This window comes from Leptospira koniambonensis, assembly GCF_004769555.1.
Classification (GTDB): Bacteria; Spirochaetota; Leptospiria; order Leptospirales; family Leptospiraceae; genus Leptospira_B; species Leptospira_B koniambonensis.
The window spans coordinates 637,697-653,457 of the sequence record NZ_RQFY01000001.1; the positions used below are offsets into that span (position 1 = coordinate 637,697).

Genomic DNA, 15,761 nt, shown 5'->3' on the forward strand with positions numbered 1-15,761 from the left:
AGAAAAAAGTCCGCTTAGATTAATTTTTCACTTTTTTAATATTCATGTCAAGTAGATCTAACGTTGTAAATATTATAGATTATCAAAATAGAAGACCTACAGGTCCTAAAAATTCGGATCCAGAATCGGGAATCATGCTCGGAAAAGGACTTACCGATCAGACGATGATTGAACTGGTAAGAAGGTTTTCCGAGCCTACAATGGAAAGAGATTATCGAAACCGAGCCCTGCTCTCGCTAATGAGTAAAACTGGACTCCGAGCTAAAGAGATCGTTTCTCTAAAGTTTTCTCACCTCTTCCAGGCTCCATCTGGCGAAATGCTAATTTCCTATATTAAGAAAGGCGGAAGGACCGGATTTTCAGTTATCTCAGAGGAAACATTAGAGTTTATTCGGGAGTATCATTCCATCACTGGGGAGAGTCATGACTACTTTTTCCTATCTCTCCCAAGTAGAAACGGAACCTCCCGCTCCAATCTTAGCACAAGAGGATTACAGCTAATAGTCAATTCCTGGAGAGTAAAGACTTGCTCTGGACGGCTTGTGCATCCTCATGCAATACGACATACAACCGGAGCTAAACTCTTAGAAACTTCCGGTTCAATAGCTGCACAGAAAGTTTTAGGTCACTCTACACCTGTGACTACTTCGAAATATTACACCAAACCCTACTTTGACGGATCAAAATATCTTACTTGGGAATGAAATGACCTTATTAGACAAATTGGAAAATAGCTCGATCAAGTAATTAATCAAATCCGGCGAAGTCGTAAGCTTAATGGTGATTCCATATAAGTATAGAGTGGAAGAGTTTTACAATTGTCCGGTTTATGTTTCGAGAACGGTCTGGGATGAGTTAAACTCAGTGTTCAACAAATCAAGAGATAAGAAATCTCCATCGAGAATAATCTACAATCTAATGTCAGGCAGCTTAAATCGAATTATTGCCGAAGCGGAAGAAGGTATAGAAATATTCTTAGTCTATTTTAAGTATCTACTACCATCCTTAAATAGATACAGAGCTTTTAGAAAAATTCTACTACCAAAAGATTCGGAAGATCAATACCTACTAATTTTAAGTATAAACGAAGACTAAGTTTCTTTTTTTTATAATTTCCGTTTTTTCCTTTTCGTATTTCACTCTTTTCGAATATTATTTTCGTGACTGAAATACAAAATCAAAAACATGAATGGCTTCAAATAAATAGCGATGGATTAGAGATATTCAATAAAATCCTAAACATGACAGATATTTACCTAAAACATTGTGAGCCTTATCTAGGAGAAATGTGCAGTATTTCTATCTCTAATTTATAATTCTTTTAGATATGCGCGGAGTCGTTCAATAATGGAAGTTAGAGAAGGCATTTCTCCATAATAAAGTGCCTTTGTAGTTTCAGATCTTTCCTCAATTTTCTTTCGCATATCGGGATTACTTAATATGAAAGCATCGTTCTTAGTTAAATCCTTTTCATCACCATTCCTAAATCTATTTTCTTTATGACTTTTATACTTATCAGTTCCAATGAAATCTTGAACTTCTTTCATCTCCAACAACTTATAAACATCGTAGTAATGCCTTGCAAAATTTGCTATTTCTTGTCCGTCTGCAAGTTGACGATACTTAGTGGATATAGCCTGCAACTTCTCCACAAAAGTGTATTCGGGATGATAGCAACGAACTCCAACTGCTCGATTATCTATATAATCTTGCATCTTATTGTTCTTAATCAAATACTCAGTAACCCAAGAAGAAATCGTCTTCTCGCTAAATAGTCTTTCTCAATCAAACTTGGAGAGAGATTTTCGGCAGAAGCTACCACTCGAACTAATTCTTTCCATTCTTCATCGGAATGTACAAAAGGTTTATTCATTTATGGAAGACAGTAACTCTCTAAACTTTTTCCTAGCAGCGACTTTTCCGAATTGCTCCGCAACCTTTTTCAGCTGAGTCGAATTCAACTTTTTAACAAGCTTCTGCATTTTCTCATTTAGATTAACGGGAACCTCTGCTAACGCTTTACGTTCATTCAATAATTCGACCAGTAAAAATTCGCGTGAAAGGGTTTGCGGGTAACCAGGACGTCTTTTAAAATTAAACTTAACTCCTCCAAGTTCAACGAGGCCATGTCTTTTTTGATTATAAACAGTTAGCCAAGTATAAAGCTGTGTTAAACCTAAATCCAAAGAATTCAGCGCATTATAATCTACGATTAAGAAATCTTTTGTTTTCAAATACCTTTCCACAAGTGAAGAGGCATCTGCTGAAACATCCCCAAACTTACTTTTCTTAGGGCAGAAATATAGTCCTGTACGCTCTTTCTTAAGAAATCCTTGCTCAACAAGTTGTTTTAACTCACGATCAACGCTAGAGGAAAAAGCGGTCAAATCACCACGCCTATAAACCTTGCCAGGCTTTAAGTGCAATTTGAGGGTATCCAGACTCATGATAATAATTAGACGTTTCATAGAAAAAACGTCAACGTTTTTTGTAAAAATTCATGCATTTAAAGAAAAGGAAAAAACTGTAAAATAAGTAATCTTTTTTCTACTTCTACCCTCCCCTGTAAAACGTAGGGGAAAAGAAAGTATAGGTAGTTTATTTCTATTAGGGGGAGTAGATAATAGATATAGATTTGCTCGTAATCAATGGAGCAAGCATGGAGTTCATTCTCAAGTAGCAGAAGGAAACCAGAGATTACTCAAAACTTCCTTCGGTGCATATTGTTATACAACACCAGAATACTCGACTCCGTATCTGAACGAATTTGCCTTCCTCAAGAACGCAAAAGTCCTCGGACTCGACGCTTTAGTTCAGAAGGAAGAGGAAGGTTCTGTGAGGATTGGAGCTAGGTTATTTTTACCTATTTAATACACGTAATCCGAACCGAGGACCACCTTTCCTCCAATCCAGAACCGCCCCTTCCATTAGAAATACCGAAAATATAAACCTCTTCCCAACACCCCTACCTAAACACTACAACCCAGCACTAAACACTGATTACTTCACGGAAATAACCAAGAAGATACTTAATGACTTCTACCCAAAACACTGTCCTACTCCTGAATGTAACAATAGAATCTTAGATAAGGAAATCTCAACAAGACCAGATCTAATTAGATGTCCTCAATGTAGATATCTAACATCAAGACTAAGTTACACTCCCCTTCATCATTTCAAACTTCCAATATGGATGTTCGGATATATCCTTTATGAATCACTAATACAATACCCAAAGGTAGTAACAGCAACAGAACTAAGTAAGAGGCTAAGAATAGGATATAATGCAGCCAGCTTACTAAAGAGAAGATTCCAACTCTTTGCATCAAACCAATTACCAAAGTATAAGAAGCTAACCTACGAGGCTCTAAATGATCAGTTCAAGGACTTCCTACTCCCTCCAAATGAGAATAGAGACATTACTAAGATCATGGCAAAGAAGCCTTATACTTGCGTAGACACTGTTGTATTATATTCAGCAGGTGAAAGAGCGAGCCAAGGTAGGAAACGTTACAGACATAGTGGACAAACCGCTTCTATATACCTTTCAGAGAAATTAGGAGGGAGACAAGTCGGAACTCTCGTCCAAACTATAGCAATAAAACAAGGACCAGTATTCTTCTCATCAGTATCTAATCAGAAAGCGGATACGCTTGGACCTCTAATCAAAGAACATCTCCCTACTTGCACTCCCCTTTTTACAGACCAAGGATACCCATGGCTTTGGGGAATATACAAGAACCACAGATCAGTAAATCACTCTGCAAGATCAAAGGACAATAGATTCAGATTCGCTCGAAATCGTTGGTCGAAGAATGGAGTCCACAATCAAGTAGCAGAAGGAAACCATAGAGTTTTAAAAACTGCTTTTGCTGCTTACGGATATATCAAGCCTAAATATTCCCAAATGTATCTGAATGAGTTTAGCTTCATTAAGAATGCTAACGTATTCGGACTGGATGTGCTGGTTGAATGTGATGGTGATGATGCCAACGAAGGAATGAGGTGTAGAGATAGGGATGCTTTTGCTGTCAATCCGAGAGCCGGGATGAAGGAGGCGGTTCGGATTGAGAGGAAAGGATTTTTACCTCAACACATCATTCAGAAGTTTGCCTAACATCTGATCCTGAGTTTGAACAGTTTTCTGATTCGCCTCGTAAGAGCGGTTAACTTCGATCATCTCTACCATTTCAGTCACGACACTTACATTAGAAGCTTCTAAATAACCTTGGAGAAGATTTGGTTCTTCTTCTAAAAGAAATGGTCTTGGTTCGCCCGATTCAGGAGTATCATTATAAAAAGAGTCCCCTTCTTTATCCAAGTGACGAGGATTTTCAACAGTGCGGATCTTGATACGATCTAAAAGAACAGGAGTTTCAAATCTATTCTTATCTGCTCCGACAGAATTACGAGGATCGTTACCGATCTCACCGTTGATCCAAACTTCTCCGTTCTCTTTCACCAAAAAATTACCACGAGCAACTTTGATCGGGCCATTTTCACCCATTAAAGGAAAACCTTGAGGAGTCACGAGGTAACCATTCGTATCCAAAACGAATGCACCTGAACGTGAAAGTCTTTCCCCTCTATTGGTCAGAATGCTAAAAAATGCAGGATGTTCAGTGCCGGGCCTATCTTGCAACATCATGTCGAAAGGATTGTCTGTCTTCTTCACAGCACCTTGCTCGAATCTTGTATAAATTTCATTCACCTCGGCGCCTAATCCTAGTTTGCCGACCACTGGAGCAGTATCAAACGAGCCCATAGGCACCTTGCCCACGCCGTCCTCGCTGAATCTATGGATCAAAAGTTCAGGGAAAGTTTTGAACAACGTTGTGTCTCTTTTGAAAGCAGTCTTGTCCACGTTTGCAAGATTATTGGAGATCACATCCATGCGCGTCTGCTGCACGATCATCCCATTGGATCCGGTGTACATTCCTCTTAACATTCTACTTTCTCCTGCTCCATTTAAGGATCGGAGTTTTTCAAAAATCCCATTACGCTTTTGAAGACATAAAAAGAAAAAATAAGAAGGAGTTCCTACCAATTTCAAAATCCCATTATGGGATTTGGCCGCCTCCCGCCCGATGGCGGGACCGGGCTGCTACGGGTTCGGCGAGTCCGCCTCATCCCACCTTTGGTGGGACAAGCCCTTCGCATCCCTGGCGAATAGTGATTCGGGATATTTTAGCCTAAACTGGAACCAGCCCGGAATTCAGAATCTACATTCCATCCCAATGCAGGGCGGAGGCTCCCTTCATTTCATTTATGTTGGAGTTCCCACTCAGTAGAAGTATCACCCGAAGCTCTTAAGATAAGAAGCTATCGGATGTCCAACTGGGGAACCTTCTTTACTTAGCGGCTTTGCGTGAAAAAAAACTCCCCTGCTGGCAGAATGTGGTCGTTGCCTCGCTCCCGATGGGTCGCTGCGGCAGGGATACGAAGGGCTTTAGTCCGGCTTGCCGGATGAGCGCATGCGCGAACCCGTAGTAGCCCGATACGAGCAAAGCGAGTAGCCGCCCAAATCCTTTGTTGGAGTTCCTACAAGGAAGCTGGATTTAGTCTCATTTCCAAAAAACCTTTGACATCTCTTGTTCTGAGCACTATCTATCCAGAGGATGAAGAAAAAAGGGTATTTTCTCTCCTTAGGAGCCGGTAAAAACCAGGTACCCTTAATCTCTGCCGCGAGAGCCTTAGGCTTAGAAGTAGCCGCAGTAGATAAAAACGATAAGGCCCCTGGCTTTGCCTTGGCGAGCATGAGGATCATAGAGTCCACCTTCGAATATAGAAGGATCTTAAGAGCTGTCGCCGAAAACCCATTGCCCACTCCAATTATCGGAGTAGGAACAAGATCCTTTGGCAAAGCCACTTATAGCACAGCCTATCTTGCAGAAAAATTAAAACTAAAATATGCAAGCACACAATCTGTATTAAAATTTTCTGATAAACAAATTTTGAAAGAAACCCTGGCTCCAAAAGGGATCAGAGTTCCAAGAGAGATCCCTTCTTCTGAGATCAAAGCAAAGTCTAAAACTTTTCCTTATCCTTGGATCTTAAAACCAAGCCAAGGCAGCGGCAAATCAGGGATCCAACTCGTGGGATCCGATTCTGATCTGAAATCACTTACAAATATATTATCTCCTAAAAAACAGCCCAAATCAAAAACTACTGCAAATTCTCCTCATCCTGAAACCTGGCTTTTGGAAGAGTATATTCCAGGTCCCGAATATACTGTTTTGGGATTGGTAGAAGGTTCTGAATTTCATTTAGTAAATATTTCCTTAAAGGAAACTTCTTCTTTTCCTCCTTTTTTAGAAGCAGCTCATAGACTTCCCTTCCCTAAATCTGAATTGGAAGGCGAGATCAAAATGTTATGCAGAGCAATCGTAAAGGCTACTGGTCTGAAAAACTGCCCTTTTGTGGCGGAGTTTAGATCGGACGAAAATGGAGATCTTGTTTTGATCGAAGCCGCTCCAGAAGTAGGCGGAGAATACTTGGCAGATGTTCTGGTTCCTGGTTACTCAGGTTACGATTATTTCACGAATCTGGTAAAACTTTTGGTGGGAGAACCAATCACTCCTCCTCCTTCTAGTTTAGAAATTCCTAAAAGACTAAAATCTCAAGTTCGTTTTGATATTCCGCCCAGAGGTGTTTCTGTCCTAAAATCCTGGGAAGATTTTCCTACAAATTCTGGTGAAACAATTCTTTTCAATCAGAACTTAAAAGAGCCCGGTACTAAATTGGATACTTCATTAGGAAATGAAACAAGAACAAGAGTTCTTTGTTTAAGATCAAAGGTTTCTTCTTCAGAAGAAGAATGGAATGGTTCCGTTAAAAATCGTTTGAAGGCGGAATATGAAGCCCGCTGATCATCCTTCCAAAGAAGCTTGGGAAACTCATTATACCAGACCTAAGGCCAAACTTTCTTATCCGGATGAAAACTTAGTTCGTATGATCTCTAAGTTTCCCTCTTCTTCCCCTTCTCCCAAAGCTTTGGATTTTGGTACTGGTTCAGGAAGACATTGTGCTCTTTTAAAAGATTTTGGTTACGAAGTTTCTGCCGCGGATTATAGCGAGAATTCTATCCAATCAGTTAAGGAATCTTATCCTTGGGCAAAAACTTTTCTTCTAAATTCTCCCCCTTATCCTTTTGCGGATGAAGAGTTTGATCTTATTGTAAGTTGGGGAGTTCTACATTATAATTCTCCAAATCTCGCAAAATCGATGTTAGATGATACCTTTCGTATTTTAAAAAAAAGTGGTTATCTGGCAGCTTCTGTAAGAGCAGAAGGTGATACTCATCTTAAGGCAGAAAAAGGTAAAATAGGAACCGCGGATCTTGCTGGCGGCGCCACTTGGTTTTATTCCAAAGAAGATTTGCAAAACCTTCTTCAAAAATTTTCTTCTTTTGAGATCGGTTATACGGAGAGAACTCCATTAGGAAAATTGGATGAGAGGATTTGTCATTGGATCTTTCTCGCCAAAAAATAATCCAAGAAGAATGTCCTCTTGGCGGGGACTGCGACTGGGAACCTTTATACAGATCCGAATTCGGAAACTTCGATCTTTCTATCCAAACTTGTAAGACCTGCGGTTTCCAAGCCCAATTCCCAAGACCTGAACCTGAATCATTATATACGGAAGAATATTATACTGGTAACCAGGAATTCACTTATAGAGACGAAAGAAAGACTGAAAAATTTGATCGTTATGTTTGGTTTGCTCGTTTAAAAAATATTTCTAAATTCAAATCTTCCGGAAATTTCTTAGATATTGGCTGTTCCTTCGGTGGTTTTTTAGAATGCGCTAAAGAAAAAGGATTCATGCCTTATGGTGTGGAAATTTCTCCCTTCTCCGCCAAACAAGCAGAAGCGAGAGGTTTCAAAATTTGGCAGGGCCAATTCTTAGATGCAGATATTCCAGAAAACTTTTTCGATGTGATCACACTCATTGAAGTGATAGAACATCTAGAAAACCCAAAAGAAGTATTTAATAAACTCACCAAAGTTTTAAAACCTGACGGATTACTTCTCATTCAGACTGCAAATTTCGACGCCTGGCAGGCAATGGAAGCAGGTAAAAATTATCACTATTATTTGCCCGGCCATGTGTATTATTATTCTGCAAAAATCCTTCGGAAAATTCTTGCCAGAAGAGGATTCGAAAGACAGATTACTTACCTCGGAGTGGACTTCCCTCTTTCCGCCAAACTTTTAAAATCCAGGGGAAGTTTTTCAAGCTGGAAGGATTATTTAAAATGGTTTCGGATCTCTTTTTACCATTTTAAAAGTAAACTTTCCAAAAAAGGAATACCACTCACATCTTCTATGGTGCATTACGCGATTAAGAAATGAATTCTCATCCGAATACAAAGTACAGTAGATTTTTTGATTATATTCCGGACGCTGGTTTAGGACGAAAGCTGAACTTTACAGTCCGAGTGTTAGCAGCTTCGGCTTATCGTTTTGTCAAAGACGAATGCCTTATCAAGGCTTCCGGTATTTCTTATACCACAATCGTTTCCCTGATCCCAATGCTTGTTGTGGCTCTTTCACTTTTGACAATCACTTCCGGATTGGACAATCGTAAAGAAGAAATATTCGATAAAATTAATGCGTTTTTCTTAGTTAGCAATATCAATTTAGATATCAATCCTTACTTAGATACTCTAGGAGAATTGATTGATGCTGCCAGGCAGATCGGAGCGATCGGTTTTATCCTTTTAGTCTTTTCTGCAACTACCGTACTAAGATCTTTAGAAAACTCTTTTAACTCCATCTGGAGAATAGAAGAGAAAAGATCTGTTCTGCAAGAATTCGTATTTTACTTTTTTGTTCTTTCTATAGGACCTTTACTTCTTGTTATCGGAGACAATCTTGCCAAAAAAGTGACCGATGTATTTCGCCCTCCTCATTATCTGAGTATGGACAAAGATCTAGAAAATCATATTTGGATTTCAGGAGAGAATGGAACACTATTCCGAATGGATTCCGGCTTAAAACAGGATTATTATCTAGACGAGAAGGACATTGATCTCAAAAATATTCGATGCCTTGATTCTTTCGGGGTTCGTGTAGACTTTTGCGAAAAACCAGACATCTCCAAAGAAAATTTTGTTAGAGTTTCCATCAAGGACGGAAAAGTATATGCACTTTCCGAAAAAGGACTATTTCTTTCTAAACCAGTGGATGGCTCTGTATGGAATGCAATCTATTTCGATAATTCTAATTTTAAAGATTTTGAATATATTAACGAAGGTAATTTTTACCTAATATTCTCCAACGGAGAAGTCCTACACTTTTTTGCCCAAGGAAGAAGTTATAAACCAGTATTCACAAACGTTCTGAAAATCAGAGCAAATCGTGTTTATTTTCCGGAACCATATCTAGGATACATCGTAGATGAGGACGGAAATGTTTGGAAAAGTGAAGACGGTGGTTATACCTGGAACGCAACTAAGATCACTGGCCATGGTTTAAAAGATATTCATCGGATCAGACCGGGAGAATTTTTTGTAACAGGAGAAAGAGGTTCCGTTTTCAAAACAGAAGATGGTGGTTATTCCTGGAAAAACCTCAGTCATAAAAGATATACATTCACTAAAGTTTGGTCCATAGAAAACGAAGAATCGGCCGACATTTTCCTTTTGGATGCTCTTGGAAATATTTTAGTCTCCATAGATGGTGGAGAACATTGGAATACATTTTATATTCCTGCCAAAGGAAAAGTATTCGCTTCAGGCTTACTAGACAGAAGTGAAAACGGAAGATTCAGATTATTGAATATTGGAGAATATAGAAAGATCAGTCTTTCAGAATATAAGGATGTTAAGTACGAAACAATCATCCTGCAGGGGGGAGAGTCAGTATTCTCACCTTATAATATTCTAAAATTCTTCTTCCCATTGATAGGCATCTGGCTTTTCTTCTTAGCCTTATTCACTTTGATCCCTAATACAAAAGTCCCTATTAGAGCATCTTCCTGGGGAGCAGGCTTTACAAGTGTGATCTTTTTGATCTTCCTGTATGGATTCCAAGTTTATATTACCTCCTTCTCCGAAACCACAATGATAGTGTATAAGGCACTCGCTTCCATACCTATCTTCTTGATTGGAGTATATTCATTATCACTCATCGTTCTATTCGGTGCAGAAGTGACTGCATGTGTGCAATACCCAGAAAGATATTACGCGCCTTTCCAATTGATAGAAGAGCATCATACTTCTTTCAGTTATGAATTTAGAAAACTGATCGGAGTTTTGAAAGCAGTCTACTCTGTACAAAAAGAAAGTAAAATTGCTCCTCGCAGTGGAGACCTTGCAATCAAATCTGGCCTGCACGCAGAAGAGATCCCAAGATTAACTAAAACATTATCCGCAGCAGGATTACTTGTAGAAACAAATGAAGGTGGAGCCTGGCTGCCTGTGGTCTCTGGAGAAGATTTAACTCTCGGAGATTTTTACCGCAGGATACCAGAACCGCTCCTAAAAGAAGATCCGTCTTTCCATGTATATCCTGATAAGGTCAGAGAAAAAATGGATAAGGCAGAAACTTCTCTCCAGAAAGATTTGGATGCGATCAGTTTTAGAGATCTGATCGATTGAGGCGAGCCATATTAAAAAATTATAAACTTAAGAAATTTCTCAAGGAAGAGAAAATACTATGTTAGGTCTTCCTTCCTTGGGAACCGCGATCCTTACTCGCATCCCATCTTTGGAATCTACACGAACACTTCCCCTAACCTGCAGCACCAAACTTTCGACCAATTTCATTCCGATCCCTTCTGTCTGATTAGCTGCATCTTCTATTCCTTTTCCGGAATCTGAAACTAGTAATATTAGATTTTTATCATCCTGTTCCAATCGAACTGAAATTTCACCATTTTCTCCTTCACAAAATGCATGTTTTAAGGAATTTGTAACTAGCTCATTTAGGATTAATCCTAAGGGCATTGCAGTATCCGGATCCAATTTGATATTTTTATCTATTTCAATATTAACTGATATTTTTCCAGAGGTATTCTTATAAGTATTTTCCAAATTTTGGATCACAGGATCTAAAATTGAATCGGCACCTATCTGCAAAAGATTATTAGAATCATAAATAATCTGATGGATCTTAGCAATAGATTGGATCCTATTTTGTGCGATCCTCAGAGCTTCCGAAATATTTTCATCTTCCTTATTCGCTCTTTGCATAGAAAGAAGACTCGAAACTATCTGTAGATTATTATTCACCCTGTGATGGATCTCAGTAAGTAAGAATGCTTTTTCCCTCAGCTCATTTTGTATTCTTTTTTGGTCCTTCTCTCTTTTCGCCTGTTCTCTATGCATGGAATCCACATATAAAAAGATGAGAAGAAACATCACAAAAAGATCTCGAGCAAATCCCTCATAATCATCCAAAATATCACTGATGCCTGAATGTTCTAAAAAATTGGAAACACATACAAAAAATCCGGTAGAAAGAGCAGCTGCAGCAAATATCCCAGGCCCAAACTTTACACGATTTTTCATTATACTTTTGATCAATAGAGTTAAAGAGATCGCATATAATAGAAAAGTCACGAGGCTCATGGAAGATATAACATTCATTTCAGACTTCCTGCCGTTTTAAGAAATAAACGTTTATACCGAATAAAAAGAATACTCCGGACAATAAGAAAGTGAAATGTTCTAGAAAATTCAAGAAGACCGGCCAGAAAAAACCTTCCAGGACAGTAAAAAGACTACTAAACCAGACGCAAAGGAATCCAATAAATAGATATTTATATTTTGGTATGAGTCCGATCCGATAAAGAGCGACTATCGCAATCAAACCTATGGAGTCGAAAATCAGATTTAGAATTTCGCTGATTTGTATCATGCAAACCGGAAGTAATTTATAGAAGAAACGAGCGAAATGTCAATTCTGTTTCTCCTACAAATCTAAAACAGACCGGTCTGCGTTAAGAATAGAAAGGGGATACTTAAAAAAAATTGATCTGACTTACGATCCTTGGACCACCTTTAAAAATTGGTCTCCTAGATCAATCCTACGATCCGCAGTTCGAATAGTAGAATGGATCATATCCCCAGGTTGTAAATACTGAGATCTTTTACTTTGCCCTTTTACGAACAGCTCCCATTTTTTTCTTTCGGAAAGAAGGCCAGCGATCTTTTGTAATATCTTTCCCGGAGCTCTAAGAGCACATCCAGAAGGAGTACCTGTCAACAAAACGTCACCAGGAGATATATTACAAAAACTAGATAATTCAGTAATAGTCTCCTCCGGTTTAAATACTAGATTAGAAATAGTATCATGCTGTCTGACTCTATCGTTCACAAGCAAAGTTAATTCCAAACTATTCAATATTTCAAAATCTCCCGGCTCCAAAACTGCTAAGACTGGCCCTGCTGGCAAAAAAGTACGATAAGATTTTCCTTTATACCACTGCAATTGAGGAAGTTGTATATCTCTTGCGGATACATCGTTCGCCATAAAGATAGCAGCAACATATTCTGATATATTTTTAGAATTTACTTCTGTATAAGATTCGATTGATTTTCCAAAAACAAGGCCTAGCTCGATCTCATAATCCAGAAGTTTAACATGTTTAGGCCGGATCACCTCTCCTAGGGGAGAAGTTAAAGATGCATCTGATTTAGTGAAAAATAGATTATAACTCTTATCATCTGGATCAAGCCCAGATTCTATCAAATGTTGTCTATAATTCGCACCTTGGCAAATGATCTGACAAGGCGAAGAAATCGGAGAAAGTAATATTATATCCGAAAGATTATAACTCTTGGATCCAGGATTAGTGCTGTCCGTCCTAGCGAATTCCAAAAATTTGCGGGTATCTAAGTCCCCTAACCCGAGAGGATATACCTTACCCTCTGTAACTTTTGCCCAATCTATCTGTTTATTTTTTTGAAAACGTATATAATTTTTTGCCATAGTATATTCCTTTTTCTCAATATTTGATCCAACTTCTGGGAGATAGTTCCGCTACCTTCTTTAATTCAATCAGCTTTCGTAGCTCAATTTTCCTTCCTGAAAATATCCCTTTTATAAGCTGGATCAATTTATCTAAAGAAAGTTCCGTATCTAAAAAATCCTCAGGCATATCTTGTCCCCATTGGTACAGACTCTCTCTACTGATAGGATGAAAGCCTACGGGAACAGTATCATCAAATTTATCTCCATCAGTATAATGTTCCACGAGCATCCCGCTTGGATCTCTCTGATAATCGAATATCTGGCTTCCTAAAATATGCCTTCCAATTCCCCAAGCAGACTTCCATCCTCTTTTCAAAAGCCATTCCCTTCCCTTAGCAACCTCATCCAAATCTTCCAATTCGAAAGCACAATGTTCCAATCTATCGTCTATTCCAGAGGCAATTACTATAGTATGATGATCTGTGAGTTTTTCTCCCAAATCACATCTTAAAAAAGCGATCACAGGTTCCTTGGATCCTGGAAGTATTTGTATATCGGATGGGATCATTCCAAATACATCACAATACCACTGTGCATTCTTTAAGAACTCCTGTTTTAAGAAAACTGCATGTCCTAAGCGATTTACTTTAGCTGGTCCTATATCATATGGTTGGGGCGTATTTTTGCGTAAGATCTTTCCATCACTATTCCAATTTTTAGACCTTCCATCCTTCTTTTTTTCTTCCAAGGAAGAAGGGAGTAATACTACATCTACTGGAAGACCAGAAGGATCTTTAATCGTTACCGCTGGAAAATGATCCCTTCCGAATCTTCCTTGAGGCCAGACCTCGGCTCCATCCATCTGTTTTAACCTTTCAAATTCTTCAGCAGAAGATATATAGAATCCGAATCCGAGTAAAAAGTCCCTGTCGGCCTTTTCCAAAGACCAACAGGGAAGATTGGAGCTAAAGCCATGAAACAAAATCCTGTCCTTAGACAATTCAAAAAGAGAAAGCCCAAAATCCTTATAGTATTCGCCAGCCAATTCCAGATTTTTTCTTCCTAATCGAACATAAGCGATATCTCTCGCCTTACTGATAGGATACTTCGATCTCCTAGGACATTCGGAAGGTAATTTATTCATGGCACTTCCTTTGGTAGATTTCTGCAAATCTCAAAATTGTATCATCTAGTTCCTTTCCATAAAAGACTGCGGCCACAATCTTATCCGGACGAACAATCGCGAATCGATCCGCGCCACCGAAAAATTTCAAAAAAGAAGAAGTAACATCTTCAGCTGAATTAGAAATAATCTCAGAAACCTGCTGTTGATTCGAAATATATAATATTCTTCCTCCCATTTTTTTCCAAATTTCAATATTAGATCGGCTTAAGTTACGGGAAGGATCTGCTCCATAACCAACAAGACAGAGATTTGAGCCTAATAAAGAATCTGATAATTCCCAATTCCCTTCTTTTAATCGGAGAGGAGCTTGTGGGAAAATGGATCCTGGAGAAAGTGAAGATTTTTTTAAAGTATTCGTCTTTAAGAATAGACCTTTACCGAACGAATTATCCGGTTTTAATCTCAGATCCGATAAATAAGGACGAGCAGGAGTAAAAGACAGGAATATCATCAAAAAATCCCTAAAAAAAGCAGCGATCCTACTTCTAGTCATAATGATCGATCCCAAAAACACAGCCAAACGTATCATCTTTTTTGCATGTGGTTTTCTCTCTAGGTTATAGCTCGAAAGTATATCCCTAGAAGCTTCTTTACGTAAAACGGATGCAATTTTCCAGGCAAGATTGAAAGAGTCTCTCATGCCACTTACTAATCCTTGTCCAGCGAATGGAGGAGTTAAATGAGCAGCATCTCCCAGTAAGAATACTCTTCCCTTTCCCATACATTCTGCTGTCTTAGCTTGGAATCTATAAACGGCCTTTCTTTGTACCTTCATGGAAGAAAGTTCTCCCCAAGGACGAATGAGTTCCGCGACCTTTTCGGACTTTTCCATTTCTTCCCTGGTTTCTCCTTCCTTAAGAAGAAACTCCCAACGTTGTGATTTTCCTGGACCAGGAACATGTGCGATAGGCCTTTTAGGATCACAAATAAATTCGACCTTACTAAGAACGTTAGGCATATCTTCTACATCTAAGATCAGCCAATCTTCTTTGTAAGCAGAACCTTTCAGTTTCCATCCTTGTTTTTCACGGATAGGACTATGAGCGCCGTCACACCCTAATAGAAAACCTGTCGAAATTTTATAAGTAGTTCCGTTACATTTTACTTTTAAGATAATTTCCGAATCCGACTCAACATGAGTTAAATATGTACACTCTGACCAAAGCCTTACATGATCGAATCTTTCGAGACCCTTTCTTAAAAGTCTCTCCAAGTCCGGTTGATAAATTGAAACCAAACGAGGATGTCCGTCCATAGATCCCATCGAATTAATCTTAGCTAATGTTCCTACGTAAGGAGAGATCATTTCGACCCAGGAGATAGAAGGCATAATTTTAGAAGCTTCTTCTCCTAGCCCGGAAGCTTGGAGAATTCTCAAGGCATCTTGGTCCAAGGAAATGGCTCTCGGAATTTCCAAAATTCCTGGATTCTGATCTATAATTAGGACTGGAATTCCTTCCCGTCCCAATAGGTTCGCAGTCAGAAGTCCTACCGGACCCGCGCCTACGATCAAAACGTTCGGTTTCTCCAACTCCTCGATCCTATCCATAAAATGATATACTAATCAAAAATGATAAAAACGTCAATTAATTAAGATCAAAAATAGATAAATCTTTCTATTTTTGATAAATCTATCAAAAATGTATTTGTGTCAC

Annotated in this window: 12 protein-coding genes and 2 pseudogenes; 7 read left to right on the forward strand and 7 right to left on the reverse strand. The window is 38.8% G+C overall.

Features of this window, described 5'->3' with window-relative positions; translation table 11 throughout:
* Window positions 1-44: 44 nt before the first annotated feature.
* Window positions 45-704 (forward strand): site-specific integrase, encoded by a 660-nt coding sequence (locus tag EHQ52_RS02830; protein ID WP_135613767.1) that lies wholly within the window; start codon window positions 45-47, stop codon window positions 702-704.
* Between the two features lie 606 nt (window positions 705-1,310).
* Here EHQ52_RS02830 and EHQ52_RS02840 read toward each other — a convergent pair.
* A pseudogene (locus EHQ52_RS02840) lies at window positions 1,311-1,763 on the reverse strand (nucleotidyl transferase AbiEii/AbiGii toxin family protein); the annotation flags it as partial.
* Between the two features lie 102 nt (window positions 1,764-1,865).
* Window positions 1,866-2,447, reverse strand: coding sequence for a hypothetical protein (locus tag EHQ52_RS02845; protein ID WP_135613968.1), 582 nt, complete (start codon window positions 2,445-2,447; stop codon window positions 1,866-1,868).
* Between the two features lie 172 nt (window positions 2,448-2,619).
* Between EHQ52_RS02845 and EHQ52_RS20220 the strand changes: the two are divergent.
* Window positions 2,620-2,871 (forward strand): annotated as a pseudogene (locus EHQ52_RS20220) (transposase); the annotation flags it as partial.
* Window positions 2,843-4,117: a transposase gene (locus EHQ52_RS02855; protein WP_135613768.1), complete on the forward strand. Its 1,275-nt coding sequence runs from the start codon at window positions 2,843-2,845 to the stop codon at window positions 4,115-4,117. The pseudogene EHQ52_RS20220 and the gene EHQ52_RS02855, both read left to right, overlap by 29 nt.
* Here the strand turns inward: EHQ52_RS02855 and EHQ52_RS02860 are convergent.
* A complete protein-coding gene (locus EHQ52_RS02860) occupies window positions 4,085-4,948 on the reverse strand; it encodes a flagellar hook-basal body protein (protein ID WP_135613969.1) in 864 nt (287 codons plus the stop codon). The genes EHQ52_RS02855 and EHQ52_RS02860 overlap by 33 nt on opposite strands.
* Window positions 4,949-5,618: 670 nt before the next feature.
* Between EHQ52_RS02860 and EHQ52_RS02865 the strand changes: the two genes are divergently transcribed.
* Genes EHQ52_RS02865 through EHQ52_RS02880 form a run of 4 tightly spaced genes read left to right on the forward strand, consistent with a single transcriptional unit; the run spans window position 5,619 to window position 10,603 of the window.
* The gene (locus EHQ52_RS02865; RefSeq protein WP_135613769.1) at window positions 5,619-6,869 is read left to right on the forward strand and encodes an ATP-grasp domain-containing protein; all 1,251 of its coding nucleotides are present in this window, start codon (window positions 5,619-5,621) and stop codon (window positions 6,867-6,869) included.
* Window positions 6,856-7,491 (forward strand): class I SAM-dependent methyltransferase, encoded by a 636-nt coding sequence (locus EHQ52_RS02870; RefSeq protein WP_135613770.1) that lies wholly within the window; start codon window positions 6,856-6,858, stop codon window positions 7,489-7,491. The genes EHQ52_RS02865 and EHQ52_RS02870 overlap by 14 nt, the downstream gene beginning before the upstream one ends.
* Window positions 7,467-8,354, forward strand: coding sequence for a class I SAM-dependent methyltransferase (locus EHQ52_RS02875; RefSeq protein ID WP_167492162.1), 888 nt, complete (start codon window positions 7,467-7,469; stop codon window positions 8,352-8,354). Before EHQ52_RS02870 ends, EHQ52_RS02875 begins: the two co-directional genes overlap by 25 nt.
* Window positions 8,351-10,603, forward strand: coding sequence for a YhjD/YihY/BrkB family envelope integrity protein (locus EHQ52_RS02880; RefSeq protein WP_135613772.1), 2,253 nt, complete (start codon window positions 8,351-8,353; stop codon window positions 10,601-10,603). Before EHQ52_RS02875 ends, EHQ52_RS02880 begins: the two co-directional genes overlap by 4 nt.
* Window positions 10,604-10,642: 39 nt before the next feature.
* On the opposite strand, the gene EHQ52_RS02885 is transcribed toward EHQ52_RS02880, so the two are convergent.
* The 4 genes from EHQ52_RS02885 to EHQ52_RS02905 form a co-directional block, all read right to left on the reverse strand.
* Window positions 10,643-11,593: a sensor histidine kinase gene (locus EHQ52_RS02885; RefSeq protein ID WP_135613773.1), complete on the reverse strand. Its 951-nt coding sequence runs from the start codon at window positions 11,591-11,593 to the stop codon at window positions 10,643-10,645.
* A gap of 394 nt (window positions 11,594-11,987) precedes the next feature.
* Window positions 11,988-12,938, reverse strand: a complete 951-nt coding sequence (locus tag EHQ52_RS02895; RefSeq protein ID WP_135613775.1) for a fumarylacetoacetate hydrolase family protein — start codon at window positions 12,936-12,938, stop codon at window positions 11,988-11,990.
* Between the two features lie 16 nt (window positions 12,939-12,954).
* On the reverse strand, window positions 12,955-14,064 hold the full coding sequence (locus EHQ52_RS02900; protein ID WP_135613776.1) for a VOC family protein: 1,110 nt from the start codon (window positions 14,062-14,064) through the stop codon (window positions 12,955-12,957).
* Window positions 14,057-15,655 (reverse strand): FAD-dependent monooxygenase, encoded by a 1,599-nt coding sequence (locus tag EHQ52_RS02905; RefSeq protein WP_135613777.1) that lies wholly within the window; start codon window positions 15,653-15,655, stop codon window positions 14,057-14,059. Before EHQ52_RS02905 ends, EHQ52_RS02900 begins: the two co-directional genes overlap by 8 nt.
* Between the last annotated feature and the right edge of the window lie 106 nt (window positions 15,656-15,761).